21 protein-coding genes and 1 pseudogene are annotated in these 25,065 nt (G+C 69.4%); 11 read left to right on the plus strand and 11 right to left on the minus strand.

All coding sequences use genetic code 11. The features are described from left to right. Window positions 1–262: 262 nt before the first annotated feature. Window positions 263–529 (minus strand): P1 family peptidase, encoded by a 267-nt coding sequence (locus ACFY3J_RS14100; RefSeq protein WP_390840931.1) that lies wholly within the window; start codon window positions 527–529, stop codon window positions 263–265. A gap of 365 nt (window positions 530–894) precedes the next feature. Between ACFY3J_RS14100 and ACFY3J_RS14105 the strand changes: the two genes are divergently transcribed. The 9 genes from ACFY3J_RS14105 to ACFY3J_RS14145 all read left to right on the plus strand — a co-directional run bounded on the left by ACFY3J_RS14105 (window position 895) and on the right by ACFY3J_RS14145 (window position 10,488). Beyond that, window positions 895–2,199, plus strand: a complete 1,305-nt coding sequence (locus ACFY3J_RS14105) for an MFS transporter (protein WP_384183634.1) — start codon at window positions 895–897, stop codon at window positions 2,197–2,199. After that, the gene (locus tag ACFY3J_RS14110) at window positions 2,196–3,419 is read left to right on the plus strand and encodes a CaiB/BaiF CoA transferase family protein (protein ID WP_384183632.1); all 1,224 of its coding nucleotides are present in this window, start codon (window positions 2,196–2,198) and stop codon (window positions 3,417–3,419) included. Before ACFY3J_RS14105 ends, ACFY3J_RS14110 begins: the two co-directional genes overlap by 4 nt. A gap of 32 nt (window positions 3,420–3,451) precedes the next feature. Then, window positions 3,452–4,600 (plus strand): acyl-CoA dehydrogenase family protein, encoded by a 1,149-nt coding sequence (locus ACFY3J_RS14115; RefSeq protein ID WP_384183629.1) that lies wholly within the window; start codon window positions 3,452–3,454, stop codon window positions 4,598–4,600. 105 nt (window positions 4,601–4,705) lie between these two features. Continuing rightward, window positions 4,706–5,470 (plus strand): SDR family NAD(P)-dependent oxidoreductase, encoded by a 765-nt coding sequence (locus ACFY3J_RS14120; RefSeq protein ID WP_384183627.1) that lies wholly within the window; start codon window positions 4,706–4,708, stop codon window positions 5,468–5,470. Continuing rightward, the gene (locus ACFY3J_RS14125) at window positions 5,467–6,240 is read left to right on the plus strand and encodes a crotonase/enoyl-CoA hydratase family protein (protein ID WP_384183625.1); all 774 of its coding nucleotides are present in this window, start codon (window positions 5,467–5,469) and stop codon (window positions 6,238–6,240) included. Before ACFY3J_RS14120 ends, ACFY3J_RS14125 begins: the two co-directional genes overlap by 4 nt. Before the next feature lie 38 nt (window positions 6,241–6,278). After that, window positions 6,279–7,448, plus strand: coding sequence for a thiolase family protein (locus tag ACFY3J_RS14130; protein ID WP_390840932.1), 1,170 nt, complete (start codon window positions 6,279–6,281; stop codon window positions 7,446–7,448). A 130-nt stretch (window positions 7,449–7,578) separates the two neighbouring features. Beyond that, window positions 7,579–8,583, plus strand: coding sequence for a LysR family transcriptional regulator (locus ACFY3J_RS14135; protein WP_384183618.1), 1,005 nt, complete (start codon window positions 7,579–7,581; stop codon window positions 8,581–8,583). Window positions 8,584–8,686: 103 nt separating this feature from the next. Continuing rightward, entirely contained in the window at window positions 8,687–9,472 is a 786-nt protein-coding gene (locus tag ACFY3J_RS14140; protein ID WP_390841012.1) for an electron transfer flavoprotein subunit beta/FixA family protein, read from the plus strand. A 53-nt stretch (window positions 9,473–9,525) separates the two neighbouring features. Then, the gene (locus ACFY3J_RS14145) at window positions 9,526–10,488 is read left to right on the plus strand and encodes an electron transfer flavoprotein subunit alpha/FixB family protein (protein WP_390840933.1); all 963 of its coding nucleotides are present in this window, start codon (window positions 9,526–9,528) and stop codon (window positions 10,486–10,488) included. 360 nt (window positions 10,489–10,848) lie between these two features. Here ACFY3J_RS14145 and ACFY3J_RS14150 read toward each other — a convergent pair whose 3' ends face one another. After that, window positions 10,849–11,610: a GntR family transcriptional regulator gene (locus tag ACFY3J_RS14150; protein ID WP_384183613.1), complete on the minus strand. Its 762-nt coding sequence runs from the start codon at window positions 11,608–11,610 to the stop codon at window positions 10,849–10,851. Between the two features lie 901 nt (window positions 11,611–12,511). Between ACFY3J_RS14150 and ACFY3J_RS14155 the strand changes: the two are divergent. Then, a pseudogene (locus tag ACFY3J_RS14155) lies at window positions 12,512–12,766 on the plus strand (ATP-binding protein); the annotation flags it as partial. Between the two features lie 175 nt (window positions 12,767–12,941). Here the strand turns inward: ACFY3J_RS14155 and ACFY3J_RS14160 are convergent. The 4 genes from ACFY3J_RS14160 to ACFY3J_RS14175 all read right to left on the minus strand — a co-directional run bounded on the left by ACFY3J_RS14160 (window position 12,942) and on the right by ACFY3J_RS14175 (window position 17,258). After that, entirely contained in the window at window positions 12,942–13,586 is a 645-nt protein-coding gene (locus tag ACFY3J_RS14160; protein WP_384183610.1) for a DUF1775 domain-containing protein, read from the minus strand. A gap of 189 nt (window positions 13,587–13,775) precedes the next feature. Continuing rightward, window positions 13,776–15,164 (minus strand): copper resistance CopC/CopD family protein, encoded by a 1,389-nt coding sequence (locus ACFY3J_RS14165; RefSeq protein WP_384183608.1) that lies wholly within the window; start codon window positions 15,162–15,164, stop codon window positions 13,776–13,778. A 107-nt stretch (window positions 15,165–15,271) separates the two neighbouring features. After that, on the minus strand, window positions 15,272–16,600 hold the full coding sequence (locus ACFY3J_RS14170; protein ID WP_384183605.1) for a sensor histidine kinase: 1,329 nt from the start codon (window positions 16,598–16,600) through the stop codon (window positions 15,272–15,274). Beyond that, window positions 16,593–17,258, minus strand: a complete 666-nt coding sequence (locus ACFY3J_RS14175) for a response regulator (protein ID WP_390841013.1) — start codon at window positions 17,256–17,258, stop codon at window positions 16,593–16,595. The genes ACFY3J_RS14170 and ACFY3J_RS14175 overlap by 8 nt, the downstream gene beginning before the upstream one ends. Window positions 17,259–17,425: 167 nt before the next feature. Between ACFY3J_RS14175 and ACFY3J_RS14180 the strand changes: the two genes are divergently transcribed. Further along, window positions 17,426–17,797: a response regulator transcription factor gene (locus tag ACFY3J_RS14180; RefSeq protein ID WP_390840934.1), complete on the plus strand. Its 372-nt coding sequence runs from the start codon at window positions 17,426–17,428 to the stop codon at window positions 17,795–17,797. A 135-nt stretch (window positions 17,798–17,932) separates the two neighbouring features. On the opposite strand, the gene lepB is transcribed toward ACFY3J_RS14180, so the two are convergent. The 5 genes from lepB to ACFY3J_RS14205 form a co-directional block, all read right to left on the minus strand. Then, the gene (gene lepB / locus ACFY3J_RS14185; protein WP_390840935.1) at window positions 17,933–18,409 is read right to left on the minus strand and encodes a signal peptidase I; all 477 of its coding nucleotides are present in this window, start codon (window positions 18,407–18,409) and stop codon (window positions 17,933–17,935) included. Between the two features lie 50 nt (window positions 18,410–18,459). Next, on the minus strand, window positions 18,460–18,963 hold the full coding sequence (locus ACFY3J_RS14190) for a hypothetical protein (RefSeq protein WP_384183597.1): 504 nt from the start codon (window positions 18,961–18,963) through the stop codon (window positions 18,460–18,462). Beyond that, window positions 18,947–20,554, minus strand: coding sequence for a multicopper oxidase family protein (locus ACFY3J_RS14195; RefSeq protein ID WP_384183594.1), 1,608 nt, complete (start codon window positions 20,552–20,554; stop codon window positions 18,947–18,949). Before ACFY3J_RS14195 ends, ACFY3J_RS14190 begins: the two co-directional genes overlap by 17 nt. Window positions 20,555–21,052: 498 nt before the next feature. Next, entirely contained in the window at window positions 21,053–23,041 is a 1,989-nt protein-coding gene (locus ACFY3J_RS14200; protein ID WP_390840936.1) for a fibronectin type III domain-containing protein, read from the minus strand. 669 nt (window positions 23,042–23,710) lie between these two features. Next, window positions 23,711–24,595 carry a glycoside hydrolase family 19 protein gene (locus ACFY3J_RS14205; RefSeq protein WP_384183588.1) on the minus strand — a complete coding sequence of 295 codons (885 nt, stop codon included), beginning with the start codon at window positions 24,593–24,595 and terminating at the stop codon, window positions 23,711–23,713. Window positions 24,596–25,065: the final 470 nt, after the last annotated feature.

Genomic DNA, 25,065 nt, shown 5'->3' on the forward strand with positions numbered 1-25,065 from the left:
CGGCTTCTTCTTCCCCATGCTCTCCATGATGGACATCATCCTTCCGGGGCCGAAGCCCCTGATCTCCGATGTCCGTCAAAGCGGATCAAGCCCACTCATGCGGGGAGGGTGGTCGCTCGCGCCGCTCGTCCAGAGGCAGGCCGCGCCATGGAGGCGCGAGGCTTCACACGCTGATAGTGGCCCAGACAGCCCTTGCTGATCACGTAGTTCAATGGGCCACAGAAAGACGCATCGGCGCACCACCCGGAGAACACCCCACGGGTCAGGTGAGTACCACCGGGATCTCCAACGTCCCAAGTTCGACGAGCTGGGTCATTCCGATGAGCTTGCCGTAGCCGATTCCGGTGAACAACCCCGCAGGCAGCGGAGCATGGGGTTCATGGCGATTGGGCACGGCGGCGGTGACTTCACTGTGCACACCGGGTGCCGTCGGACCTGCTGCGGCCGACGCGGACGTCCGGCACATCGCCTGACCGCATGCCGCCCCGGTTCCGGTAAGTCCGATGAAGATGCCAGGTGCACGGGTCAAGTGCGGACCATGTGCGAGTCAGCGGTTCCATGCGGCCGGACGCCACGCGTCCCGCCAAGCGGTATGCGCCGAGGCGACGTGCGCCACGGATGGTCCCTTGTGCGGGTTCACGCGCGGACCGTCGTGGCCGGCTGTATGCGAACAGCACGTACACCTCGCACCGCAACAGATAGGCATTCGTAGTCGATCCGAGTGAATATCAGTCTTAGACGAGGTCATTCCACGTGAGTTCAATGATGTGAGCGAACTCGCAACCCAGTCTTCGCCTGTTGGTCAGGTGGGCAGGCCTACGGATCTGCCCCGATCGCGTCGGCCCACCACATCTGACGCCTCGCCCGTCTTGTCCCTTATCGCGAGGAAAACCCATGACCCAAACGCTGCCGAACACGACGCCCGCCGTCGCCACAGCCATGAGGACCCGTGCGTGGTTCATCACCGTCCTACTGGCGATCTTCATGTTGATCAACTACGCGGACAAGGCCGTCATCGGCTTCGCGGCCAAGGACATCCTGAAGGACCTGGGGATCACGGCTCAGCAGTTCGGTGTCATCCAAAGCTCCTTCTTCTGGCTGTTCTTCGCCGGCGCCATCCTCCTCAGCGCGCTCTCCACCAGGGTCGGACTGCGCTGGCTGCTGGGCATCCTCATGCTGGTCTGGGTCGGCACGATGATGCCGTTGCTCGGGACGGTCAGTTTCGGCGTGCTCATGCTCTGCCGCCTCGTCCTCGGTTTCGCCGAAGGGCCGGCCTACGCGCTGGCCACACATGCCGCCCATTCCCGCTTCCCGGCCGAGAAGCGGGCACTTCCGGCAGCGGTCGTCGCGGCCGGGGCTTCGCTCGGTCCTCTTCTGATGGCACCCATCCTGACGTGGGTCATCGTGAAGTGGTCGTGGCACGCCGCCTTCGGCGTGCTTGCTGTGGCCGGAGCGATCTGGGCGGTCCTCTGGCTGACCTTCGGCAAGGACCTGCCTGCCGAGTCGACGGCTGCGCAGGCCCTGGAGGTGAAGATCCCCGACGCCCCCTTCGCCACCCTCCTGAAGAGCGGGACCGTCATCGGCGTCGCGCTGCTGATGTTCTTCGGGTACTGGTCGACGACCCTCAAGGTCGCCTGGCTCCCGCTGTACCTCTCGGACGGTTTGGGCTACTCCACGCTGGCAACCGGGCGCCTGGTCATGATCCCGTATGCAGTGGCCGCGATCGGGTCCATCTCCGCCGGCGCGCTGTCCACCCACCTCCTTGCCAGGGGTGCCTCCCGCCGGGTTGCGCGCGGCTATCTGACTGGTGCCCTCGTCATCGCATCCGGCATCGCCATGTACGGATTCACCCTCGTCGGCCGGGGTGTGCTGCAGATGATCCTGATCACCCTGGCATTCTCACTCAACACCGCCTCGTACGCGGTTGCCAACACCGCAGTTGCCGACATGGTGCAGCCCCGCAGGCGAGGCGCCGTCATGGGCGTCCTGGTCGCGATATCGAGCATCGCCGGCGTGATCTCGCCGTTGGTCCTCGGATACTTCGTCGGAAACGCCGCGAACAAGATCGTCGGATACAGCCACGGATTCGCTCTCGTCGGCGCGGTCATCGCCATCGGCAGTCTCCTCGCGACCTTCCTGGTGAACCCGGACCGTGACCTCGCCAAGCTGCACGCCCGAGTTCAGGAGGATGTCCGATGACCAAGCCGCTGGAAGGTGTCCGCGTCATCGACTTCGGTCAGTTCATCGCGGCACCCGCCGCCGCCCAGCTTCTGGGTGACATGGGCGCCGACGTCATCAAGATCGAGCCCGTCAACGGCGAAGCAGCCCGGGTGATCGGTGTTCCGGGCCAGGCCATGCTCAACGCCTACAGCCGGAACAAGAGGGGTGTCGCACTGGACCTGAAGCATTCTCGCGGCCGGCGGATCGCCCGGGAGTTGATCGCCGACGCCGATATCGTGATCCAGAACCTTCGCCCCGGTGTGATGGAGTCCTTCGGGTTGGGACCACGGACCGTTCGCGCCGAGCGACCGGAGATCATCTACGCCACTGTCAGCGGATTCGGTCTGCATGGCCCGTCGAGACTGCGAGCAGGTCTGGACATAGCGGCGCAGGCCGAAAGCGGCATCATGTGGGTGACCGGTGAACCGGACCGGGAACCCCAGAAGGTCGGCTTCCAAGTCGTCGACTCGACCACCGCCTACGTCTGTGCACAGGCCGTCCTCGGCGCCTACGTCAGGCGGCTCCGCACGGGGCAGGGGGACGAAGTCGAGGTCTCCCTCCTCGAGGTGGCCGTCCATCTGCAGGCTCCCAACTGGGGCACGTACCTGCTGACCGGCAAGGAACCGATCCGTACAGGAAACGGCCAGCCGGCCCTCGCCCCGGCGGCCGATGTCATGCCCACCCGTGATGGTGCCCTGGTTGTCTCTGCCTACTCGGACGCCCACTTCGCACGTCTCTGCCTGATGCTGGGGCGGCCGGAGCTGGCCGAGGACGAGCGCTTCGCGACCAATGGCGCACGAGTGCGCAACCGTCCCGCGATGCTGGCCGAACTCCGCACCGAGTTCGCGGCGATGACCACGGACAAGGCCATGGGTCTCCTGGCGAGCAACGGCGTGGTGGCGGGGCGGATCAACAGCTACGGACAGGCCATGGCGAGCCCGGATGTCGAGGCGTCCGGAATCTTCATCAATGTGACCGACGCGGCCGGCCAGGAATCGACGACACTCGGCTCGCCGTGGCACCTCGGCAGCGTTCCCGAACTGCCCGGGAGCGGGGCTCCGGCCCTCGGCCAGCACACCGCTGAGGTGCTCACCGAGCTGGGTTACGGCCCAGCCGCCATCCACGAACTCGAACAGACTGGAATCGTACGTACGTTCGATGCCACCCAGTCGAAGGCCACCCCGGTCCCGCAGCACTGATGTGCACAGTCCACTGACCTCGAGGAGTACACATGGAACGACACCTGTTCGATTCAGAGCATGACGCATTCCGCGCCACGGTCCGCCAGTTCATGGCCAAGGAAGTGGCACCCCACATGCCGGAGTGGGAAGCCGCCGGTATGGTCCCCCGGGAGCTGTTCAAGAAGACCGCCGAGATCGGCATCAACGGCCTCCAGGTTCCAGAGGCCTTCGGCGGTGCGGGCATGGACAGCTTCCTGTTCAACGTCATCGTGTTCGAGGAAATCGGTTATGCCGCCGCATCACTCGGCGGCCTGCAGGTGCACCTCAACACCGTCCTGCCGTACTTCCTGGAATACGCCAACGACGAGCAGAAGACCCGGTGGTTCCCCGGTTTCGCGGACGGAGACCTCATCGCGTCCATCGCCATGACCGAACCCGGTACGGGATCGGACCTGGCCGGCATCACCACCACCGCCGTGCGCGACGGCGACGACTACATCCTCAACGGAGCCAAGACGTTCATCACGGGCGGGATCAACGCGGACCTCGTCATCGTCGTCGCCAGAACCTCCCGTGACGTGGAGAACCGGCGTGACGGGCTCTCGCTGCTGGTCGTGGAGTCCGGCATGGACGGGTTCGTCCGGGGCCGCAACCTCGAAAAGCTCGGCCTCAAGTCCTCGGACACCGCGGAGCTGCTCTTCGACAACGTCCGGGTACCGGCAAGGAACGTACTGGGCCTGGAAGGTGGCGCCTTTGCCATGCTGACGAGCAACCTGGCCCAGGAGCGGCTTTCCATCTCGGTCACCGCCCAGGCGACTGCGACCGCGGCGCTGAACCTTGCGATCGACTATGTCCGCGAGCGCAAGGTCTTCGGCCGCCGCGTCGCCGACTTCCAGAACACCAAGTTCGTGCTGGCGGACTGCGCCACAGAGCTGGAAGCCTCCCAGGCGCTGATCGACAGGGCAGTCGCCGCCCTCGACGCCGGCACGCTGACTCCCGCTGACGCGGCCAAGGTCAAGCTGTTCGCCACCGAGACGCAGGCGCGCGTCATCGACCGGTGTCTGCAACTGCACGGCGGTTACGGCTACATGCGTGAGTACCCGATCTCCCGGCTGTACGCGGATGCCCGCGTCACACGGATCTTCGGCGGTACCAGCGAAGTGATGAAGAGCGTGATCTCCAAGTCCCTGGCTCTGTGAGTCCGCTCGGCAGCTCCGGCCACACCGGGAGGGCGCCGGACTACCCCTTCCCACATGATCGTTGAGGCGGCCGAAAACCGCCCGAGGCAGACATAGGAACCGACAATGCGCATCAAAGGCATCCACACCGTCGTCACAGGCGGCGCTTCAGGACTCGGACTGGCAACCGCCAGGCACTTGGTCAGAGAAGGAGCGACCGTCACACTGCTCGACCTTCCCGGATCGGCCGGTGTCGAAGAGGCCGCGGCGCTCGGGCCGGCCGCACGGTTCGTGCCGACGGACGTCACCTCCTCGGACGCGGTCACCGCCGCCTTCGCGGCTGCACGCGAGCAGGGCCCCATCCGGGCCGTCGTGCACTGCGCCGGCCGGGGCCGACCGATGCGCATCCTGACGAAGGACGGCAAGGCGACGGATCAGGCCCCCTTCGAGGCCGTGATCCGGCTGAACGTCATCGGCACGTACAACGTGCTCAGCTCCGCGGCCGAGGCAATGGCCGCCAACGAACTCCACGACGGAGACCGAGGGGTCTGCGTGCTCACCGCGTCGGTGGCCGCGTTCGAGGGACAGATCGGCCAGATCAACTACGCGACGGCGAAGGCCGGCATCGTCGGTATGACACTTCCCGCTGCACGCGACCTCGCAAGCGTCGGCATCCGCGTCTGCACCATCGCCCCTGGCACTTTCGCCACCCCACTGCTCACCAATGGCCGACCGGACATCGTGGAAGCCCTTGCCTCTGCCGTCCCGCATCCGCGCCGCCTGGGCGATCCCGGCGAGTACGCCGCCCTGGCAGCCCACATCATCGAGAACGGCATGCTCAACGGCGAGACGATACGACTGGACGGCGCGATCCGGATGGCGCCTCGATGACCGCCGCGTCCGCCCCGGTCCTGGTCGAGAGGCTCGACCCGGTTCTCGTCGTGACGATCAACCGGCCCGAAGCCCGCAACGCGGTCAACAGTGATGTCGCACAGGGCATCGCGGGAGCCATGGATCTGCTCGAGACGGAGCCGGCACTCAGTGCGGCCGTCCTGACCGGAGCAGGGGAAAACTTCTGCGCGGGAATGGACCTGAAGGCATTCCTGCGCGGCGAGCGCCCGAATGTTCCCGGTCGCGGCTTCGCGGGCCTGGTGGAAACCCCTCCTGCGAAGCCTCTGATCGCAGCCGTTGAGGGCGCGGCCGTGGCCGGAGGCTTCGAGATCGTCCTGGCGGCGGATCTCGTCGTCGCATCGACCTCGGCCACGTTCGGCCTGCCCGAAGTCAAGCGTGGCCTCGTCGCAGCCGCCGGTGGGCTGAGCCGGCTACCGGAGTGGGTGCCGCGGGCGGTCGCACTCGAAATGGTCTTGACCGGCAACGTCCTGAGCGCCGCCGAACTCCACCGGTTCGGGATGGTCAACCGCCTCGTACAGCCGGGGCACACCCGGGAGGCCGCCGTCGGACTGGCCCAGCAGATCGCGGCGAACGGTCCACTCTCGGTCAAGGCCAGCAAACGCATCATCACGGAGTCACCGGGTTGGCCACCGTCGGAGAAGTTCGAGCGAACGCGCCGGATCGCCATGCCGGTTCTCCAGTCGAACGACGCCCGTGAGGGCGCCGCCGCGTTCGCCGAGCGCCGGACACCCAGCTGGACAGCGAGCTGAACCTCACCCATGCCCATGACCACAGGAAGGAACCAACCATGCGTGATGCCGTCATCGTCGAGGCGGTCCGCAGCCCCATCGGACGGCGGACGGGCGGACTCGGAGGTGTCCATCCGGTCGACCTCTCAGCCGCTGTGCTCAATGCGCTGGCCGAGCGCTGCAGTATCGATCCGGCACTGATCGAGGACGTCATCTGGGGTTGCGTCGCCCAGGTCGGCGAGCAGGCCGGCAACGTCGCCCGGAACGCGGTCCTGAGCGCGGGCTGGCCCGAAAGTGTCCCCGGCACGACCGTCGACCGCCAATGCGGCTCCAGCCAGCAGGCCATTCACTTCGCTGCCGCATCGGTCATCTCCGGGCAGTGCGAAGCAGTGGTGGCCGGTGGCGTGGAAAGCATGTCCCGAATTCCGATGGGCTCGGCGCGACGAGCCGGTCCGGGCACTCCGTCGAGCAGCCGGCTGCTGCAACGGTATGACGGTGTGGAGTTCAGTCAGGGCATCGGCGCCGAGATCCTGGCCAGGCGATACGACCTGAGCCGGGCATGGCTCGACGAGTACAGTCTCGAGTCTCACCACCGGGCAGCCAGGGCCGTCGACCAGGACCGCTTCGTCAGGGAGATCGCCACGATCGAGGACCCGGACGGGTCGGTGTTCTCAACCGACGAAGGCATCCGGCGCGACTCGAACACGGAAAAGCTCGCCGCTCTCAAACCGGCGTTCGACCCGAACGGGCGCATCACGGCCGGGAACTCGTCGCAGATCTCCGATGGTGCCGCCGCGGTGCTGGTCACGACGAGCGAACTGGCACGGAGTCTCGGGCTGACGCCCCTTGCTCGGATCCACACAGCCACAGTGGTCGGCGACGACCCCGTCGCCATGCTGGCGGGACCGATTCCCGCGACCGCCAAGGCGTTGAAGCTGGCCGGCCTCGGGCTCGACGACATCGGGGCCTTCGAGGTCAACGAGGCGTTCGCCAGTGTCGTGGGAGCCTGGCTGAAGGAGACCGGTGCCCCGCGAAAGCTCGTCAACCCCAGTGGCGGTGCCATCGCCCTCGGGCACCCGTTGGGCGGTTCCGGAGCCCGGCTGGCCACGACGCTGCTTCATCACATGCAGGCTGAAAGCATCCGCTACGGGCTGCAGACAATGTGCGAGGCCGGGGGCATGGCGAACGCCGTGATCTTCGAGAATCTCGGCCTCGGCACGCAGAAGTAGCTCCTCCACGCGCGCCACCGCTGACGCGGTCGCTCAAGACTGGTGCGTGCCGGCGTACTCATGCCCAGCACCCACCGCCGCTGCCGTCGGCAGCGGCGAAATGACGCGTCCCAAACAATAGGATTCCTTCATGGATCTGCGTCAGATGGAATACTTCCTCGCGGTCGTCGACCACGGCGGCGTCAACAAAGCAGCGGCCGCCCTGCGAGTGGCCCAGCCGTCCTTGTCACAGGCGGTGCGCAAGCTCGAAAGACAACTCGGAGTCAAGCTTTTTCACAGGGTCGGCAGAGGACTGGTGCTGTCACCCGCCGGCGAGGCACTCGTCGGGCCGGCCCGGATTATTCTGCGTGAGGTCGATGCGGCAGAGAACGCCGTCCGGGATGTGAGCGAAGTCCGCACCGGGCGTATCGATGTTGCCGCCCTGTCGGATCTGTCCACGGATCCGCTCTCCGCGTGGGTCGCCAGGTTCCGTGGCCTTCATCCGCACATCAAGTTCCGGATCGAGGAGCGCGACGATCCTGCGGAGGTAAGCGCGTTGGTCAAGTCCGGAGCCTGTGAACTCGGCTTTCTCTCGGCGCCCGTGTCCACCGCCGACCTTCTTGCCGAGGGGCTGGTGGACCAACGGCTCGTCCTCGTCAGTCCTCCGGGAACCGAGGAGCTGTGGCCCGACCCCGTACCGATCGGCTCACTGTCGGGTGTTCCCTTCGTACTGGGACAACGTGGCACGGCGACAAGGGACTACATCGAGAAATCACTGCGCACCCACGGTGTCGAACCACGCATCGTCGTAGAAGTCAGCCAACGTGGCGCCGTGTTGCCAATCGTCCTGGCCGGCGGTGCCGTCTCCATTGTTCCCCTGCGCGTGGCTTTGGACGCTCGGTATCGTGCTGGTGTACTGAGAGAATTGACCCCGGGGCTGTCCATGGAAATCGGAGTGGTCCGACGACGTGCCGCGTTGACCGAGGCCACATCTCAATTCCTGGCTTTTTCAAAGAAGTCGCTGAATGACTGGGTCCGGGCCATCGACCGGCGCATGGCCGAAGGCCGCACGCTCATCGAAGCCGCCGCGCGGACGGCTGAAGCGATGGACCGCCGAGTGCGCAGGGTCCACCTGGATGCCTCCGTCCTGGAGTAATCCCGACTTCCAGCCTGCGCCGTGGCCCCAGAGCCGACCACCCCCTCTCTCGTGCATACCTGGAAACCAGCCGAGAGACATAGCAATGAGAAAGGCAGATGAAATGAGTTTCAAAATAGTGGTCGCCGTGAAATACGTGCCGGACGCCACGGGCGAACGGCGCTTCGCCGAGGACCTGACCATCGACCGCGAAGCGGTGGACGGCCTGCTGTCCGAGCTCGACGAGTACGCGGTGGAGCAGGCGTTGCAGATCGCGGAGAACACGGACGACACAGAGATCATCGTCGTCACGGTTGGTCCCGAGGACGCGCAGGAGGCGCTGCGCAAGGCACTGTCGATGGGTGCGGACAAGGCCGTCCACATCGAGGACGACGATCTGCACGGCACGGACGTGATGGGTACCTCGCTGGTGCTGGCGAAGGCGATCGAGCACATAGGTTACGACCTGGTGGTGTGCGGTATGGCGTCGACAGATGGCGCGATGGGTGTGCTGCCGGCGATTCTGGCGGAGCGGCTGGGCGCGTCGCAGATGACGCTGCTGTCTCAGGTGAACGTCGAGGACGGTGTGGTGACCGGTCGCCGCGACAATGACGCGGCGACGGAGCAGTTGCGGGCGTCGCTGCCGGCCGTGGTGTCGGTGACAGACCTGTCAGGTGAGGCCCGGTATCCGTCGTTCAAGGGGATCATGGCGGCGAAGAAGAAGCCGGTGGAGTCCTTGGCCCTGTCGGACCTGGGCATCGAGGCCGAGGAGGTCGGCCTGGGGGGCGCATGGACGGTGGTGGATGCGGCTGCTGAGCGTCCGGCGCGTACCGCGGGCACGATCGTCGAGGACGCGGGCGAAGGCGGCCGGCAGCTCGGCGAGTTCCTGGCCAGCCAGAAGTTCGTCTGAGCTTCGGGCCTCACCCCAACCACCCACCATTTTGCGTGTTGGAGAGTCAACCCATGACTGAAGTTCTCGTCTACGTCGACCACGCGGACGGTGCCGTCCGCAAGCCCACCCTGGAGCTGCTGACGCTGGCCCGCCGGATCGGTGAGCCGGTGGCGGTCTTCCTCGGTGCGGGCGTGGATGCCGCTGCGCCGACCCTGGCGGAGCACGGCGCCACGAAGATTCTGGCCGCTGATGCACCAGAGTTCGCCGAGTACCTGGTGGCGCCGAAGGTGGACGCGCTGCAAGCCGCCTACGCGGCAGTGTCCCCGGCCGCGGTGCTGGTGCCGTCCTCTGCCGAGGGCAAGGAGATCGCCGCCCGTCTGGCGGTCCGGATCGGGGCGGGCGTCATCACCGACGCGGTCGACCTGGAGGCCGGCGACCAGGGGCCGGTGGCCACCCAGTCCGTCTTCGCCGCGGCGTTCACCACCAGGTCCCGCGTCACCAGGGGCACCCCGGTCATCACGGTCAAGCCGAACTCGGCCGCCCCGGAAGCCGCCCCGGCCGCGGGCACCGTCGAACAACTGGAAGTCACCGTTGCCGAGGCTTCCAAGGGCACAAGGATCGTGGCACGGACACCTCGGGAGTCGTCGGGACGTCCGGAGCTGACCGAGGCCGCCATCGTGGTCTCCGGCGGCCGTGGCGTGAACGGCGCGGAGAACTTCACGATCGTCGAGGCGCTCGCCGACTCCCTCGGCGCGGCCGTCGGTGCCTCCCGTGCCGCCGTCGACGCCGGCTGGTACCCGCACACCCACCAGGTCGGCCAGACCGGCAAGTCCGTCTCGCCGCAGTTGTACATCGCCGCGGGCATCTCGGGTGCGATCCAGCACCGTGCGGGTATGCAGACCTCGAAGACGATCGTGGCGGTCAACAAGGACCCGGAGGCCCCGATCTTCGACCTGGTCGACTACGGCGTGGTCGGCGACCTGTTCCAGGTCCTGCCTCAGCTCACCGAACAGGTCACCACCCGCAGGAGCTGATCCGTCCGCCCCTCTCACCGCCGCTGGGCTTGGGTACCTTCCTGAGCACGTCGGTCAACAGGTCTTGCGCATCGCTGGCCGCGGACCGCAGGCAGGGCCGTCGAGTTGATCGCCGTCCGTCGGTTCTGTGAGCATCGATCCGGCATCCAGCGCCGGAAAGACGCGGTGCGGCGCGGTCTCACGCCGCACCGCGTGGTCTGCGGGGAGTGTCGAGGGGTGACGGCCGGCCGCCCTCTCCGGCGCAACACCCTGGGCCATGGGAAAAGCAGCGTCCCCCTCCAAGGCCCCATGCCGAAAGGCCTGACCGGCATCCACGTCGAAACGCGGGGCGTGCCACCCGTCGCAGATTCGGGGCAGCCCTTACGAATCCTGCGGCACATCCAGGGCCAGAACCGCCGTGTCGCGGATCTCACTGATGCGCTGCTTGGCGATCTCGACCACGAGGTCACTGTCGCGCTTGGCCACGGCTTCATGCAGGTCACACCAGCTCTTGGCGAAAGCCGGCATGGCCGCCGGGTTGGACGCCAGGCCCAGGCGCACATACCGCAAGGTCCGCAATGAGATGGACTGGAGCAGGTCCGCCAGCAGGCGGTTGCTCGACAGGTCGGCGATGGCGAAGTTCAGCAGGAACGTGGCCACCGCGTAGGCATCCACCGAATCATGTGCCGCTTCTGTCACCTGCGGCATATGGGCATCGAAGACGGCTTCGAGGTCGGCGGGCCGCTCCCCCATCACCTGCTGCAGCAGCATGGCGTAGAGAGCACTTCGAACGGAGTAGACATCACGCAGGTCGGTGGCGTCCGGGGCCGTCACCAACGCCCCGCGACGGGGCTGGAACTCGACCAGCCTGTCACGTTCCAGGATGCGCAAGGCCTCACGCACGGGCGCCCGGCTGACGTGCAGGACCTGGCTGATGTCCTGTTCCAGCAGCCGCTGGCCCGCGTGCACCAGATCCAGCGTTATGACGCCGGCCAGTTTGGCTGCGATCTGCTCAGCCAGCGACGCCAATTGGGACGTTTCCCTGCCCCGCAGCACTGCGCGCTCCACCGCCAGCATCAAGTCATTCTGGGGCACCAGCAGCGTTGAAAGGTCTGGGACATCCTGTGTCTTGGGCCTGCTCATTCAAAAACACCTTCGGTCTATACGCGCCTACCGACATGCCGCCGACGCTCGCCTGAAGGGGAGCGCCGACGGGGCGGGCCCGACCGACGCGCATGCCCAGCAGCGCAGCAGGCCTTCTACTGGGTCAACGCAGGTTGCCGGGGCGGGCTCCGTCCGAGTATCGCCGAAGCTCCGATCGATCTGATGGGGAGATGAGCCACCGACTCATGAGTCCTCCCTCTGTCGTCCCGAATTCCGGCGTCCTGGAAGCCGCCCCTTGCGCCTATTCAGGTACTAGACCCGACAGTAGCATCGTTTTCAAGTTCATGTCGACATGAACTTGCCCAGCGCCTATCGATCGGCGGGGAGGCCGGCGGGGGCATCCGCGCCCTCTGGGAGGGCATGGGAGCGGGGAGGACGCTTCCTCCTCGACACGCCAGAACCGCAGGTGGGCGGCATTCTGCGGGCCCTCCCGCCCGATCGTCCTGGGGAGCGGCTGGGGAGTTTCTCACCGCTCGGGAGGCCCTCGGGCGTTCGAGTCACACACACCGGTCCCCGACAGCCCCTGAAAAACACCGGCTCCCTGATGCTCATTGCATCTCCGGCCGGGAATGTCCCCACACCCCCTGCCGATCAGCGTGCCGGCACAGATCAGGTACCTGGAGGTCGGCCGACGAGACCGACTCAGCGGAACCCTCCACGCATACGAACACGCCGCCTGACCTCGCAAGCCGGGTGCGGATCACGCAGCCTGCGGCCCCAACCGCCGCGCCGGCCGGCGGGGCGGCGAGGGCGCCGGTCAAGGCCGCCTGGAGAGGCGCCTCGGTCCGCGTGACGGGTGCGGAACCACATGGCCGGCGCGGTCCGCCCACATGGCGAGCCGGGTGCCGGCCGGGGCGTCGGGGAACACCTTCGCCTGGCCCTGGAGAATGCCCAACGGCACGCGGCGGGCGCCGTCGAGGGCGACGACGGTCCCGGGGTCGCTCCGGAGGACCGGGAGCGGATCCTCGAGCGGTTCGTCCGCCTGGACGAGGCCCGAAGCCGCGACGCAGGCGGTGCCGGTCTCGGACTGGCCGTCGCCCGGGACGTGGTGCTGCGGCACGGCGGCTCGCTCACCGTCGGGGGTGGCCCCGGCGAGGGAGCGGTCTTCCGTGCCCGGCTTCCACGTGCGAAGTGACGAGCACGGTTGACATCCCCGCGGGGTCTTGCGTGGCGTGACCCGCGAGGCCGGCACCACGCTGCGGCGGGCGGCGTCGTGCTCGACGCCCTCGCACAGCCGGATTGAGGCCGCTCCCGCACGCGGGGCCGCCGCCGCGCGGGTGCGTGCGCTGCGGCCGCGTAGGGGGAACGGCTCAGCGGGACACGGCTTTCCGGCGTCGCGCCATGGCGCGCAGCGCCGGCAGCGCCGCGGCCGCCAGGAGGACCACCACACCGCAGACGATCGCCGCCGTCCGCGCGAATCCCAGGGTCTCCCCGGCGTGGGGCGCCGACTCCGCATGGGACGCTCCGGTGAGACTCAACACCGGTGCGGGGTGCTCCGGTTCGGGCTTGCCCTCTTCGGCCGGCTGGTCCCAGGAGACGACCTCGCCGTCGTCGTACTGCTGCTTGGCGACGAAGGTCAGCGCGTCCACGCCGGTGGGGACTCGGTCGATGTGCACGACGAAGTCGGCTCCGTCCTCGCCGCTGATCGCGCCGCCGGACCAGCCGACGGTGCCGCTCCCGCCGCCGGGTGCCTGCTGCTGCGCGGTCCACCCCTTCACCTGCTCCGCGCGCATCCCCCGCACGCCCTTCGGTGCCTCGATCCACACGCCGACGGTGCGCGCGTCGTCCTTCTCGTTGGGCACGTGGAACGTCATCCGCACGTCCTTGGCGCCCGGCTCCACCTTGTCCTCGGAGTGCACGTGCACATGCGCCCAGGCGGGGGCCGCCGTCACCGTGAGCAGGCCCGCGGTCAGCAGGGCCGCGGCCATCCGGGCCGGCCACCGGAGAAACGTCATCGGTGATTCCTCTCTCGGCATCCGTGCACGCTGGTCACGGACGACAGGGATCGTGGGAGGGGCCGGCCCGAATCCGGCGCGGGATGGTTCTGTACGGCGTCGGCGGCGGACTGTGCCGTGACGCCGGGTGTTCTGAAGCCCCACCCGCTTGGCGGGGACGGCCGGTGTGCGGCATGGTGAAGCGTTGCCTCACGCGGGTGGATTGGTGACGACCATGGCCGCCGTGACGCTCAGGACGAGAGCCCCGACGAGCAGTTCCGCCACCAGGCCACGCCGAAGGGTGCGTACGTGCGCCGTGTCCGGCGGCACGGGACGCGCCGGCGCGACCAGTGTCACCGTCGCCCCGGTCCCGCCAACGGGCTTGGCGGCAAAGGAAGTCGGTGCCGAGGCCGTCGTGTGCCGGCGCAGCCAGCGGCGGGCGACGCCGCCGAGCGCGACGACCACGGCCACGCCGGCCGACTTCAGGAGCAGCAGTCGGCCGAACCGGGTGTCGAAGAGGGCGCCGACGGTGCCCACTTCACGCCACGCCTGGAAGGTGCCTGTCACGACGAGCACGGTCACGCCGGCGAACGCGAGCCGGGAGAACCGGGGCAGCACGGAGGCCAGTTCGGTGACGGCTCCCGGCTTCGCCAGAACCGCCGCGGCCAGCGCGAGTCCGCCCAGCCACACGGTCATCGCGGCGAGATGGGCGAAGTCGGCGGCCAGGGCGAGATACGTGTACCGCCCGTCGACGGAGTGGCCGGTCACCGGCCACGTGCCCCACAGAACCACGGCCGCCGCGGTCGCCACGAGGGCCGCCGCCCTGGCCCGCCTGCCCGACGTGTCGGCCGCAAGGGTCGCGAGCACGGTCGCGGCGCCCAGGGCGAGAAGGGCGTAGAAGCGTACGGCGTAGGCGCGGTCGGCGAGCGCCGCGTGCTGATGGGCACCGGAGCCGGACCAGGCGTCCGACAGCGGCCGGCCGTCGGCCCAGACGGCGTGGACGGCCAGGACCGCGAGGGTGCCGGCGGCCAGCAGGCCGAGTCCCGCCCACACCAGGCCGCGGGTACCGCGGTCACGCAGCCCGGCGGGCCACAGCCACAGTACGACCAGCAGCACGCCGGGGCCGAGCGCGAGTCCGGCGTAACCGGCCGCGCGTGACACGCCGAGGAGGCGGCTCGCCCACGCACTGCCGGAACCGCCGAGCGGCGGGACGACGCCGACGACCCGGCTGGTCCTGTGGATGGAGAAACGGAAGGTGCCTGTCACGGGGTGTCCGTCGGCCGACGTCACCTGCCAGGCCACGGTGTACGTGCCCGGGTGCAGGCCGCCGGGCAGGACGGTCCGAACGACGGGGTCGGGCCGGTCGTCGGGGTGGCCGCCGAGGTCCACTCGGCGCATGTGGTCGTCGAACACGCGCACCGCGTTCTCCCTCGCGGTCACCGGCTGCCGGAACGTCAGTGCCGCCTGGGCGGGCAGGCCGGGCAGCACCTCGCCGGCGGCGGGATCGCTCGACCGTACGCCGGTGTGCGCGGAGGCGGGCCCGGCGGACGCGGCCGCCAGGCAGAGAACAAGGCAGAGCATGGTGATGACGCGGCGCATCCGTTTCCCCCTGGGTGCCCTTGAGATGCAGCGCGTCCAGGGTGGGTCCTCGCCGCCGCCTGCGGCAGCCTCGCCTTTGGGGGTGCGGCCCCCTCAAAACGAGGGGGTCAGGTGCGCAGCGGCAGCACGGTACGGACCTCGGTGCCGCCATCGGGGCGTTCGGTGACCGCCATCCCGCCGCCCAGTTCGGTGGCCGTGTCCCGGATGAGCTGCAGGCCGAGGTGACCGGCCTTGCCGAGTGCGCCTCCCGGGCCCTTCCCGTCGTCCGCCACCCGCACCAGCAGCCGTTCCCCGCCGCCGGTGACCTCGATCCAGGCGTGCCGGGCCTCGGCGTGCTTGAGGACGTTCGTGACGCACTCCCGCGTGCAGCGGTAGACGAGAGCGGCGAGGTCGGGCCCGAGCGGGGCCCGGACCTCGACGGTCGTGGTGACGCCGAGGCCCTCCCTGCGCAGTCGTTCGGCGAGCAGTTCGACCGCCTGCGGCAGACCGTCCTCGGTCAGGTCCGGCGGATAGATGTCCACCATCATCGTGCGCAGTGAACCGACGGCGCCGCGCAGGACCTCACCGACCTTGTCGAGCATGCCGTCGGCCGTGGCGCCGGCCCCCGGGGGCAGTGCGCCGCGGACGGCCGACAGGGCGTATCCGGCCCCGGCGAGGTCCTGCACCACTCCGTCGTGCAGGTCGCGGGCGATCGCGCGCCGCTCTCGTTCGGAGGCGGTCAGGGCCTTGCCGAGCAGTCGGCTGCGTTCCGCGTCCGCCTTGCTGACGCGACGCAACAGGTATACGGACACCGGTAGTTGAGCCACCAGCAGGAGCAGCAGCGCCACGATGGAGAAGGGCACGAGGGTGTGCATCAGCTCGGTCCGCGCGGTGGCGACGCGGGCGTCGGTGGAGTACACCTCGAGCGCCAGCCGTTCACCGGAGTCCAGGTCGAGCGGGACGTAGACCTCCACGAGGCGGCGGCCGCCGTGGCGTTCGGTGACGTTCTCCTCGTCGGACAGGTCGGACAGTTCGGCCCAGCTCGCCCGCTGGTCGATGGTCCTGCGTACGTCGTCGTTCGGGAAGGACATCCCGATGGCGTGGTGCTCGTTGGAGTACAGGACGTCGCCCTGTCGGTTCCACACCTTCACCCGGACGACGCCGGCCTCGTGCTGCCGGGCCCTGACGGCCTCGTCCAGCCGTGTCCGCGCGGAGACGTCCCCGCGGAGCAGCGCCGGCATGGCCGGCTTGAAGATCACGTTGCCCATGAGCTGCGCGGAGCGGGCCGCCTCGGCGAGCGCGGTCTTCTCCGCGATCGAGTCGGCGGCCACCACGGTGCCCGCCCCGACGACCGCGAAGGCACCCACTCCGATGAGCACCATCGCGACCAGCGCCCGTCGGACGGTTCTGCTGCCCCCCGTCTCCGCCATGGAGCCGCCGCCCGTCCGGTCAGTCATCGGTACCCGCCTCGACGAGACCGAGCCGTTGCGCCTTCACGACGGCCTCCAGCTGCGAGCGCACCCCGAGTTTGAGGTGGATCGCCTTCACGTAGCCGCGGCAGGTGTTGACGCTGATCCCCAGCAGCCGGGCGATCGCGGCCGGCGCCAGGCCCTTGCCCATCAGGCCGAGCACCTCGGACTCCCGGGCGGTGAGACTGGCCGCGCCGGGCTCATCGGTGACCTGGGGCCGGCCGGCGTCGCCGAACGTCGACGCCGACACCAGCATCGACCCCTGCCTCACCTCCCGCAGAACGGTCAGCATCTCCTCCAGCGATCCTGACTTGGGCACGAACGCGCTCGCGCCCGCCTGGGCGGCCCGCACCACCCAAGCCGGGTCGCGGTGCGCCGAGACGATGACGACGATCGCGCTCGGGGCGGCGTCGCGGACCCGCCGGGTGACCTCCAGTCCGCTTTCCCTGCCGAGCGAGATGTCCATCACCACCATGTCCGGGCGTTCCCTCGCGGTCAGTTCGACTGCCGCCGACCCGGTCGCCGCGCATCCCGCGCAGTCGAAGTCCGGCTGTGATCCGAGCGCGAAGGCCAGCAGCTCGGCAAACGTCCGATGGTCGTCGACGATCAGCACGCGCGTCGGCGACGAGTCCCTGTGTTCCCCCATGTTCCCCCCACCGGGCGGGCCGCCAGCGTTGCCGGTCCGCAGGAGACATGGAACCACGGCATGTGAGGAAAGGACTATTAGTTGTGTAGGAATAGTGCTTTTTCCGAGTAGCCGACCCCTCTGGTTTGGGGATGGCTGTGGCGCCCCGGACCAGGCACCGTTGAACCATGCCGATTCGCCTGCTCGTCGTGGACGACCATCAGCTCGTGCGGGACACCCTGGCCACCGTCCTGGGCGCAAGCGCACTCGTCGACGTGGTGGGCGTGGCGTGCGACGGGGCGGAGGCCGTCGCGGCGGCACTGCGGCTCGCGCCGGACGTGGTGCTCATGGATCTCGCCATGCCGGTGCTGAACGGCGCCGAAGCGACCCGGCGGCTGCTGGTCCTGCGGCCCGACACCCGGGTCGTGGTGCTGACGTCCGCGGTCGGCGGGCGGCTGGAGCAGGCGGCCCTCGACGCCGGGGCCTCCACAGTGCTGCACAAGGACGCCGGGATCGACGAGGTGCTCGACGCGATCGTGGCGGTGGCGCCGCGGGCCTGAGCCGCCGGGCGGGTCGCTCCCGGTGTGACCGGCGGCTGGCGGCATGTGGCCGACGGCGAGGGCGGCGGCTCCGCGTGCCGCCCCCATGGCGGTACACGGGTCACGGATCGTGCCGGCCCCTGACGCGGATCACGCTCACGGCGCCCCCGGACGCGGCCACCAGCGCATCAGCACCCGTCCCCGCACCTCCCCGACGGGCACCGGGCCGAACTGCCGGGAGTCGACGGAGTGCCGGCGGTTGTCGCCCAGGACGAAGACGGTGCCGTGCGGCACGTGCGCGGGCCCGTAGTACAGGCCGTCGAGGGTCCGCCGGTCGATCGCCGGTTCCGTGACGGGACGGCCGTCGACCATGAGGACCCCGTCCTCGATCCCGACGGTGTCACCGGCCACCGCGACGACCCGCTTGACCAGCCACGAGCCGCCGTGGTCGAGGACCACGAGGTCCCCGCGCCGGGGCGTTCCGCGGCGGTAGGCGCGTTCGTCGACGAGCAGGTGGTCGCCGGCACGGAGCGTCGGCTCCATGCTGGCCGACTCCACCCGTACGCGCTCCAGCAGGAGACTGCCGGCCACGAAGACCGCGGCCACCACCACGCACGCGACGGCACGGCGCACGGCGGCCCGCGGTACGGCATTTCGCCGTACCGCGGGCCGCCGGGGCGGGCTCACCCGAGCAGGCCGGTCAGCCCGAGTGTCCACAGGACCGTTCCGATGACGAGGAGTGCGTTGACCGCCCGGGACCGCGCGCGGCCCGAGAGGGACCGTACGAGCACCAGCAGTGCGGCGAGCCGCGCGCACAGCGCGGCCGTCAGCAGCGGGTCGGCCTCGACCGGCCGGTTCTGCTGTCCCAGCGTCACGCCGGTACTGACGGCCACCACGTACGAACCGATCAGCAGACCGAGCACGAGGACCGCGCAGAGCGCCACGGCCGTGCCCCGCGAGACCCACACCTGTCGCGCCGCGACGAGCTGGACGACGGCGGCCAGCAGGAAGGGCAGGGCCCCGGCCAGGCCGTGCGCCACGCGCTGCTGGAAGGCGACCAGGTCCCCGGCCGCGGCGGCCACGCAGAGCAGCGACGCGACGTGCGGGGTGCGAAGGCCGCCCACGAGGCCCGTGCGACGCACCGGCACCGCCCCTTCGGCCGGCGGCGCCTCAGGCGAGGGTGTCATCGTCGCCTCCCAGCTCGGGAGCGGGCTCGGCCTTCGCCGGGTCGGCGTGGACCGGGTGGTGCCCGGTGCTGGGCGGTCCCACGCGGAACTGCGCCATCATGTCGTGGTCCTCGTGCACGAGGTTGTGACAGTGGATCATGTAACGCCCGGTGTGCGGACCGAACTTGACCGCCACGCGCACGGTCTCGTTCTCACCGACGTACACCGTGTCCTTGCCGCCGAGCTCCCAGGGGTTGGGCGCCTTGCCGTTGCGGTCGAGCACCTTGAAGTCGACCAGGTGCACGTGGACCGGGTGCCACCAGCCGCCGGACTTGTTGACGAACTCCCAGACCTCGACGTCCCCGAGCGCCGGGTCGGCCCAGACGTACTCGTAGTCGGAGGCGATGACGTCGGCCCAGGTCTTGCCGTTGATGGTCCAGGTTCCGTTCTTGCGGATGAACTCGAACGTCCGGGTCTTCCTCGCCGTCGCCGCGGTGAGGTCCATCGCGGGCGCGTTCGGGTGCAGCAGGTCCGGGATCGCGTTGTCCGACAGGTCGGTGGGGTCGCCGGCGACGTCGAAGGCCATCACGTCGCCGGTGGTGTCGAAGTCCTCGACGTTCGGCACGCTCAGGTTCTTCAGGACCACCCGCTGGCCGATCTTGTACTTGGCGAAGTCGATGACGACCTCGTACCGTTCGGCGATGCCGTGCCGGTAGCTGGTCGCCGAACGGGGCTGCGGCATCAGCCCGGCGTCCGTCCCGATGAAGACGAACGGGTCGCCGGTGCTGAGCGCGAACCTGAAGCCCCGCGAGATCGCGCAGTTCAGGATCCGGAAGCGGTACTTGCGCCGCTCGACCTTCATCACGGGCCAGGGCCGGCCGTTGACCAGGATCACATCACCGAAGATCCCGGAGTGCCCCTCGTCGTCGTACAGCAACTGCCCGTCGCGGTCGAACATGGCGTCGCGGATGAGCAGCGGCACGTCGTACCGGCCCTTCGGGATGGGCAGCGACTGCTCCAACTCGTCGTGCATCGTGTACATCGCGGCGAGGCCCATGTACGCGTTCTCGGCGGTGTGGTGGGCGCCGTGGTCGTGGTACCAGAGCGTCCGGGCGTCCTGGAAGTTCGGGTAGTGGTAGTCCTTGTACTGGCCGGACCGTGTGATGTCGCTGGCGTAGCCGTCGTACTCCGGCAGCGATCCCGATCCGTGCAGGTGCACCGAGGTCCACGACTCGTACCCCAATCGGGGGTGCACCGAGGGGAGTTCGTTGATCTGCCGTACGACGGCCGGCCGACCCCGCGTGGCCCGGATCGTCGGGCCGCCGAACGTCCCGTTGTACGACCAGGTCTCGGTCTTCATGCCGGGCAGGATCTCCGTCGCCGCGCTGCGCATGCTGACGGTGTAGTAGTCGGTGGTGCTCGACCGCTTGGTCGGAACCGCCTCGGGCGGCACCGTGAACGGCACGGTGAACGGCTTCGGGAACTTGCTGACCGCGACCCGGTCGGAAGCGGTCTTGGCGCGTGCGACGCGTTCGAGTGGCAGCGCCAGGGCCGCCGACGCGAGGACGCCGAACTTCATCACATCACGTCTGGACAGCGTGTTTTCGTGCATGTGCGTGCTCACCCCCATGGTGGGCCGCCGAAGCGGCGCTCGGGCCCTGCTCTCCCCCCGGAGTCGCGGATGCCCGTGTTCTTTTCTCGGTGCTGGTCGGTACTGCTCGATGCTGGTCCGTACGCGGTGGGTCATGTGCGGCGCCGCACATGACCCACCGGCAGTGCGATGCCCGTGCGGGTGGACGGGCTGTACGCCGGTCGTGCTCCTCGGCCGTGAGGGCCCGCGGTGTTCCTGAACGCACCGCTGAGGAGAGGCGACCAGGCGGGTAGGCAGGGAGCGGGCAGCCGGTGGAGGGGGGTCCACCGGCTGCCCGGAGGGAACAGGGCGGCCGCTGAACTGGGGGGCTCGTTCGGCTGCCCTGTCCCGGCCGGCTTCCCGGCCGGCGGGTTCGTCGAGGGAACGAACACCGCCTGCCGGGGCACCGGTCGCTCGGTCGGCGCTGTTGCGAAAGTCCCCTCGTCCGCCGCCGGGCAGGCGGGACCTCCGCGCCAGGCCCTAGCCGTTCGGCACGGTCACCGGTCCCAGGGTTCCGCCCTTGTCGGACGAGATGTAGACCGGGGACGGGTTACTCGTCGCGGCGCTGCCGGTCCTCAGGCGCAGGCTCCAGGTCCCGTTGACCGCGCCCGCCGCGGCCGGCTGCACGATCACGCCGGTGGCGAAGACCGGACCGGTCGGCGACCCGGAGCGGAAGGTCAGCGACGCGCCGGGGATGGACCCGGTTCCGTCGAGCCTGAGGTCGCCGGACTTCCACTTGGCGAGGGTGATCGCGATCTTGTCGACCGCGGGCACCTTCGGGGTGACGTCGGCCGGCGTCGACGCCGCGCCCCTGCCCACCGCGTTCACGGCGACGACCGTCACGGTGTACCTCGTGTCGTTCGTCAGCCCGGTGAGGAGCAGGCTGGACGCGCTGGGCCCGGCAGTGGCCGTGACCGGCGTCCCCGAAGCGGGCGTCGCGGTGATCTCGTAGCCCGTGAGGGGCGACGTGCCCGGATCCTCGGGCGCCGACCAGCGGACCGTCGCGCCCGCGTTGGAGCCCTGGACGGTGACCCCCTGCGGGGTGCTCGGCGCCCTGGTCGACCCGAACGTGTACTTCTCCATCCTGGCCTGCGAGGCGTTGCCGGCCGGGTCGAAGGCCACGTAGCGCAGGGTCTTCGGCCCGTCGGACGCCGTCAGCTCGATCGGCCCGGTGTACAGCGTGGCCGCAGGCCCGGCGGTGCCCGCCTCCAGCGGGTCGGAGCCGTCGAGCGTGTAGTAGATCTCCGAGCCGGTCTCGTCGGCGCTGAGGGTGACCTGCGTGTCGCCCGTGTAGAAGCCGCCGGCGGGCTTCGCGGTCACGGTCGGCGGCGTGGTGTCGCCCGACGGGGTGTTGCCCTGCAGTGCGGGCGGCCAGGACTCGCCGGTCTCGCTGAACGATCTGACCTCGACGCGCTTGCCGTCGACGGAGCCCGACAGAGTCGCCGAGGTCGCGTCCGGATTGTTGACGCGGACGCCGACCTCGCTCTGCACGCTGTTCCTGCTGAGCTGGTCGACTGCTCGCACGGTGTATCCAAGGACCGGCGCGGCGCCGGGGACGGGCTGCGGCGGGGTCCAGCTCACGGACGTCGAGTCGCCCTGGTCGTGCACCTCGACGTTGGTCGGCGAGGCCGGCCCCTGCTGCGACGGGCCGGGCGGGCAGCCGCCCATCCCGGGCCCGCCCACCTCGCCGAACTCCGAGATCGTCACGCCCTGGGTGTTGCCGTCGGAGTCCTGGTCCTGCCAGCTCGTCGCCATGTACAGACCGCCGGCGGCGGTGGCGGCCGTGTCCGCGTCGAGGAACTCGTAGGTCGCGGTGAACTTGCCGTCGGCCACCCGCAGTCCGGAGGCGTAGCCGCCCTTCGGCGCGTTCGTGAGCGGGCCGGGCGCCGCCCGCACGTCGCGCCGTGCCACCACGGTGTTGCGCAGGGCCGGCTCGACGATCCGCTGTTCCAGGAACGTCGGATCGACCCGGGGCCCGAGCCGCCCCTGGATCACCAGGGTGGTCGGCGTGGTCAGGGTGCCGCCGGTGACACCGAGATCGAGGGTCGTGGCGTCGGCGGCCACGGTGCCGCCGAACCTGACCGACACCACGTCCCCGGCCCGGATGTCCGGGGTCACCTGGGGGCCGCCGCCCGCGCCCCAGCACAGGCCACCCGGATGATTGATCTCGATGGCCGGGTTGCCCGCCGCGATCGAGGCCGCCGCGGCCATCGTGCCGGTGGCCGAGCCGACGACGCCGATGCCGGGGCGCCGCACCTCGACGGTCACCTGCTCTCCCGCGTGCTCGGAGAATCCGTCGACGGAGACGAAGTCCCGGTCCGGGAAGATCGTGATGTTGTCCGGGAAGACCGGAACAGCGGCTTGGGCGGTGACGGGCGCCATCGAGGCGCTGATCACCACGCCGGAGATGACGAGGCCGGCGGCGGCGGTGCGCTTCCTCCTGCCCCCGCCCCGCACTAACTTGCTCATGACGACATTCCCCTCTGTGGCGACACCCGGACGGACCGGCGCCGGGCGGTCGGCTGCGATGAGCAGGTTCCAAGGTCCCCGATTCCCGTACACCGCGGCAGCCTCGTCTTGGGCACCCCCCTATCCCCAATCTGGAGGGGTCGTCCCCTCCCACGGCGTACCGCGGGGCGACGCGAGTGGATGGTCCGGACTCAGAAGGCGGGGTAACCACACGCGTTGAAGCCCCGCCACGAGGTGGCCGGGCTTTCAGTGTGCTCGAGGCGCCGCGTGCTACGCCGCCTGGCACGCCTCGCGCCCGGGGCGGGAACCCCCGCGGCGACCTGCCGGCCGATCGACACGCCGCCGACGACCATGGCCATCCGCAGCCGCAGTGCCTCGGCGTACGGCGCCAGCGCCTGGGTGACCTGTTGGGCCGGCTCGCGGGTGGGGGATCCGTACGCCGTCCTTGCCCGGATCGTCGATCCGCATGCCGCCGCCTTGAGACGCGGCCGCGTCAATCGACAGCTCACGGTCGCTCGTCGTGCCGCGGTGGGGAAGGCACCGCCAGTGGACCGCATCACGCCGAAGCCGATGCGGCCCACGGCCGCGTCAACCGATTGTCCGGATGTCCGTGCGCGGTGCCCCCGTTCCGAGGTCCCGGGAACGATTCGCACACACCCGGGGACCGGGTCAGCAGTACAGGTTGGCGCCCGCCGACACGCCCAGGATCTGCGTGAACTGCTGGTACGTGGTCACACGGCTCTGCACCTGGGCGGGGTTCCTGCCGTCGCACTCGAGGGAGCCGTTGATGGAACGGATCGTCTGGCCGAAGCCCGCGCCGTTGACCATGGCGTTGTGCGGGGTCATGGTGCCGGGGCCGGACTGGGTGTTCCAGTACCAGAGGCCCGTCTTCCACGCCACGGCGGCGTCGGTCTGCACCAGCGACGGGTTGTTGAGCAGGTCGATGCCCAGCGCATCACCTGCGGCCTTGTAGTTGAAGTTCCAGCTGAGCTGGATGGGGCCGCGCCCGTAATAGGCCGACTGGCCGGCCGGGCAGCCGTACGGCCGGCTCCAGTCGCAGTAGTTCGGATAGTTGGCGGTGTTCTGCTCGACGACGTAAACCAGTCCGCCCGTCTCGTGGCTGACGTTGGCGAGGAAAGCGGCTGCTTCCTGCTTCTTGGTCTCGTCGCCGCCGGTGGTGGCGAAGCCGGGGTAGGCGCCGAGCGCGGCGACAAGACCGCTGTAGGTGTAGAAGCCGTTGCGGTTCGGGAACATCTGGTTGAACTGGGCCTCGGAGACAACGAAGTTACCGACGGGCGTGCCGCTGTCGCAGTTGTACGGTTCCCAGTACCAGGTGCTGATGACCGGGTCGTAGCCCGGGTTGTCGTGCTCAGCGATGTACGCCTTGCCGTCCGTGTAGCGGACGATGTCACCGGTGACGTACGCCTTGCCGGCCACCCAGCTCGGGTAGCTCGAACAGGTGGCGGCGGACGCGCTGCTGGTCGGCACCAGCACCGGTACGGCGGCGGAGAGGGCGAGCGCGGCCACGACCGCGGAGATACGACGCCTCGACACGGAATCAACTCCTTGACGGAGAACGGTCGTACCCGGCGCAGGCAGGACGGAGCGAGCCTTGTGTGTGTGCTGGCGAAACCGGACAGGCGCGGGGCCGACCGTGGTGGGGGGTGTGAGGCACACTCAATCGCATTGGTCTGTACCGGTCAAGGCGCAGACCGATCAGTGGCGAAAGAGCAGTCGGGGGAGGCACGCCCAACCGGGCTGCGACGGCGCCCTGTTGGGCGGGAGGCCGGGAACCGGCTCCTTCGAGGACGGGACGGGGGCGCACAGCGGGGTAGCGCAGATCTCGGCGCCCGCATCGCCGGTGCGTTGCCCCGAAACCAGACACCACCCACTTGAGCTCAAAGCAACAGTGCCGCAGTGAAGGGGACACAGCCATGCCGGGATGCCGGGCGCGGGGGTCCTCGATTGGGTGTGGCGGGCGCTGCCGGTCAGCTGGCCCCCGCACCGGTCGGCGCTGGAGCCAG

The sequence above is a fragment of the Streptomyces sp. NPDC001231 genome (assembly GCF_042896885.1).
In the GTDB taxonomy this organism is placed as follows: domain Bacteria; phylum Actinomycetota; class Actinomycetes; order Streptomycetales; family Streptomycetaceae; genus Streptomyces.

Excerpts from the sequence above, each read along its gene's own strand:
- ACFY3J_RS14105 (WP_384183634.1), top strand. The coding sequence starts at position 895 with ATGACCCAAACGCTGCCGAACACGACGCCCGCCGTCGCCACAGCCATG.
- ACFY3J_RS14110 (WP_384183632.1), top strand. The coding sequence starts at position 2,196 with ATGACCAAGCCGCTGGAAGGTGTCCGCGTCATCGACTTCGGTCAGTTC.
- ACFY3J_RS14115 (WP_384183629.1), top strand. The coding sequence starts at position 3,452 with ATGGAACGACACCTGTTCGATTCAGAGCATGACGCATTCCGCGCCACG.
- ACFY3J_RS14120 (WP_384183627.1), top strand. The coding sequence starts at position 4,706 with ATGCGCATCAAAGGCATCCACACCGTCGTCACAGGCGGCGCTTCAGGA.
- ACFY3J_RS14125 (WP_384183625.1), top strand. The coding sequence starts at position 5,467 with ATGACCGCCGCGTCCGCCCCGGTCCTGGTCGAGAGGCTCGACCCGGTT.
- ACFY3J_RS14130 (WP_390840932.1), top strand. The coding sequence starts at position 6,279 with ATGCGTGATGCCGTCATCGTCGAGGCGGTCCGCAGCCCCATCGGACGG.
- ACFY3J_RS14135 (WP_384183618.1), top strand. The coding sequence starts at position 7,579 with ATGGATCTGCGTCAGATGGAATACTTCCTCGCGGTCGTCGACCACGGC.
- ACFY3J_RS14140 (WP_390841012.1), top strand. The coding sequence starts at position 8,687 with ATGAGTTTCAAAATAGTGGTCGCCGTGAAATACGTGCCGGACGCCACG.
- ACFY3J_RS14145 (WP_390840933.1), top strand. The coding sequence starts at position 9,526 with ATGACTGAAGTTCTCGTCTACGTCGACCACGCGGACGGTGCCGTCCGC.
- ACFY3J_RS14150 (WP_384183613.1), bottom strand. The coding sequence starts at position 11,610 with ATGAGCAGGCCCAAGACACAGGATGTCCCAGACCTTTCAACGCTGCTG.
- ACFY3J_RS14160 (WP_384183610.1), bottom strand. The coding sequence starts at position 13,586 with ATGACGTTTCTCCGGTGGCCGGCCCGGATGGCCGCGGCCCTGCTGACC.
- ACFY3J_RS14165 (WP_384183608.1), bottom strand. The coding sequence starts at position 15,164 with ATGCGCCGCGTCATCACCATGCTCTGCCTTGTTCTCTGCCTGGCGGCC.
- ACFY3J_RS14170 (WP_384183605.1), bottom strand. The coding sequence starts at position 16,600 with ATGACTGACCGGACGGGCGGCGGCTCCATGGCGGAGACGGGGGGCAGC.
- ACFY3J_RS14175 (WP_390841013.1), bottom strand. The coding sequence starts at position 17,258 with ATGGGGGAACACAGGGACTCGTCGCCGACGCGCGTGCTGATCGTCGAC.
- ACFY3J_RS14180 (WP_390840934.1), top strand. The coding sequence starts at position 17,426 with ATGCCGATTCGCCTGCTCGTCGTGGACGACCATCAGCTCGTGCGGGAC.
- ACFY3J_RS14190 (WP_384183597.1), bottom strand. The coding sequence starts at position 18,963 with ATGACACCCTCGCCTGAGGCGCCGCCGGCCGAAGGGGCGGTGCCGGTG.
- ACFY3J_RS14195 (WP_384183594.1), bottom strand. The coding sequence starts at position 20,554 with ATGCACGAAAACACGCTGTCCAGACGTGATGTGATGAAGTTCGGCGTC.
- ACFY3J_RS14200 (WP_390840936.1), bottom strand. The coding sequence starts at position 23,041 with ATGAGCAAGTTAGTGCGGGGCGGGGGCAGGAGGAAGCGCACCGCCGCC.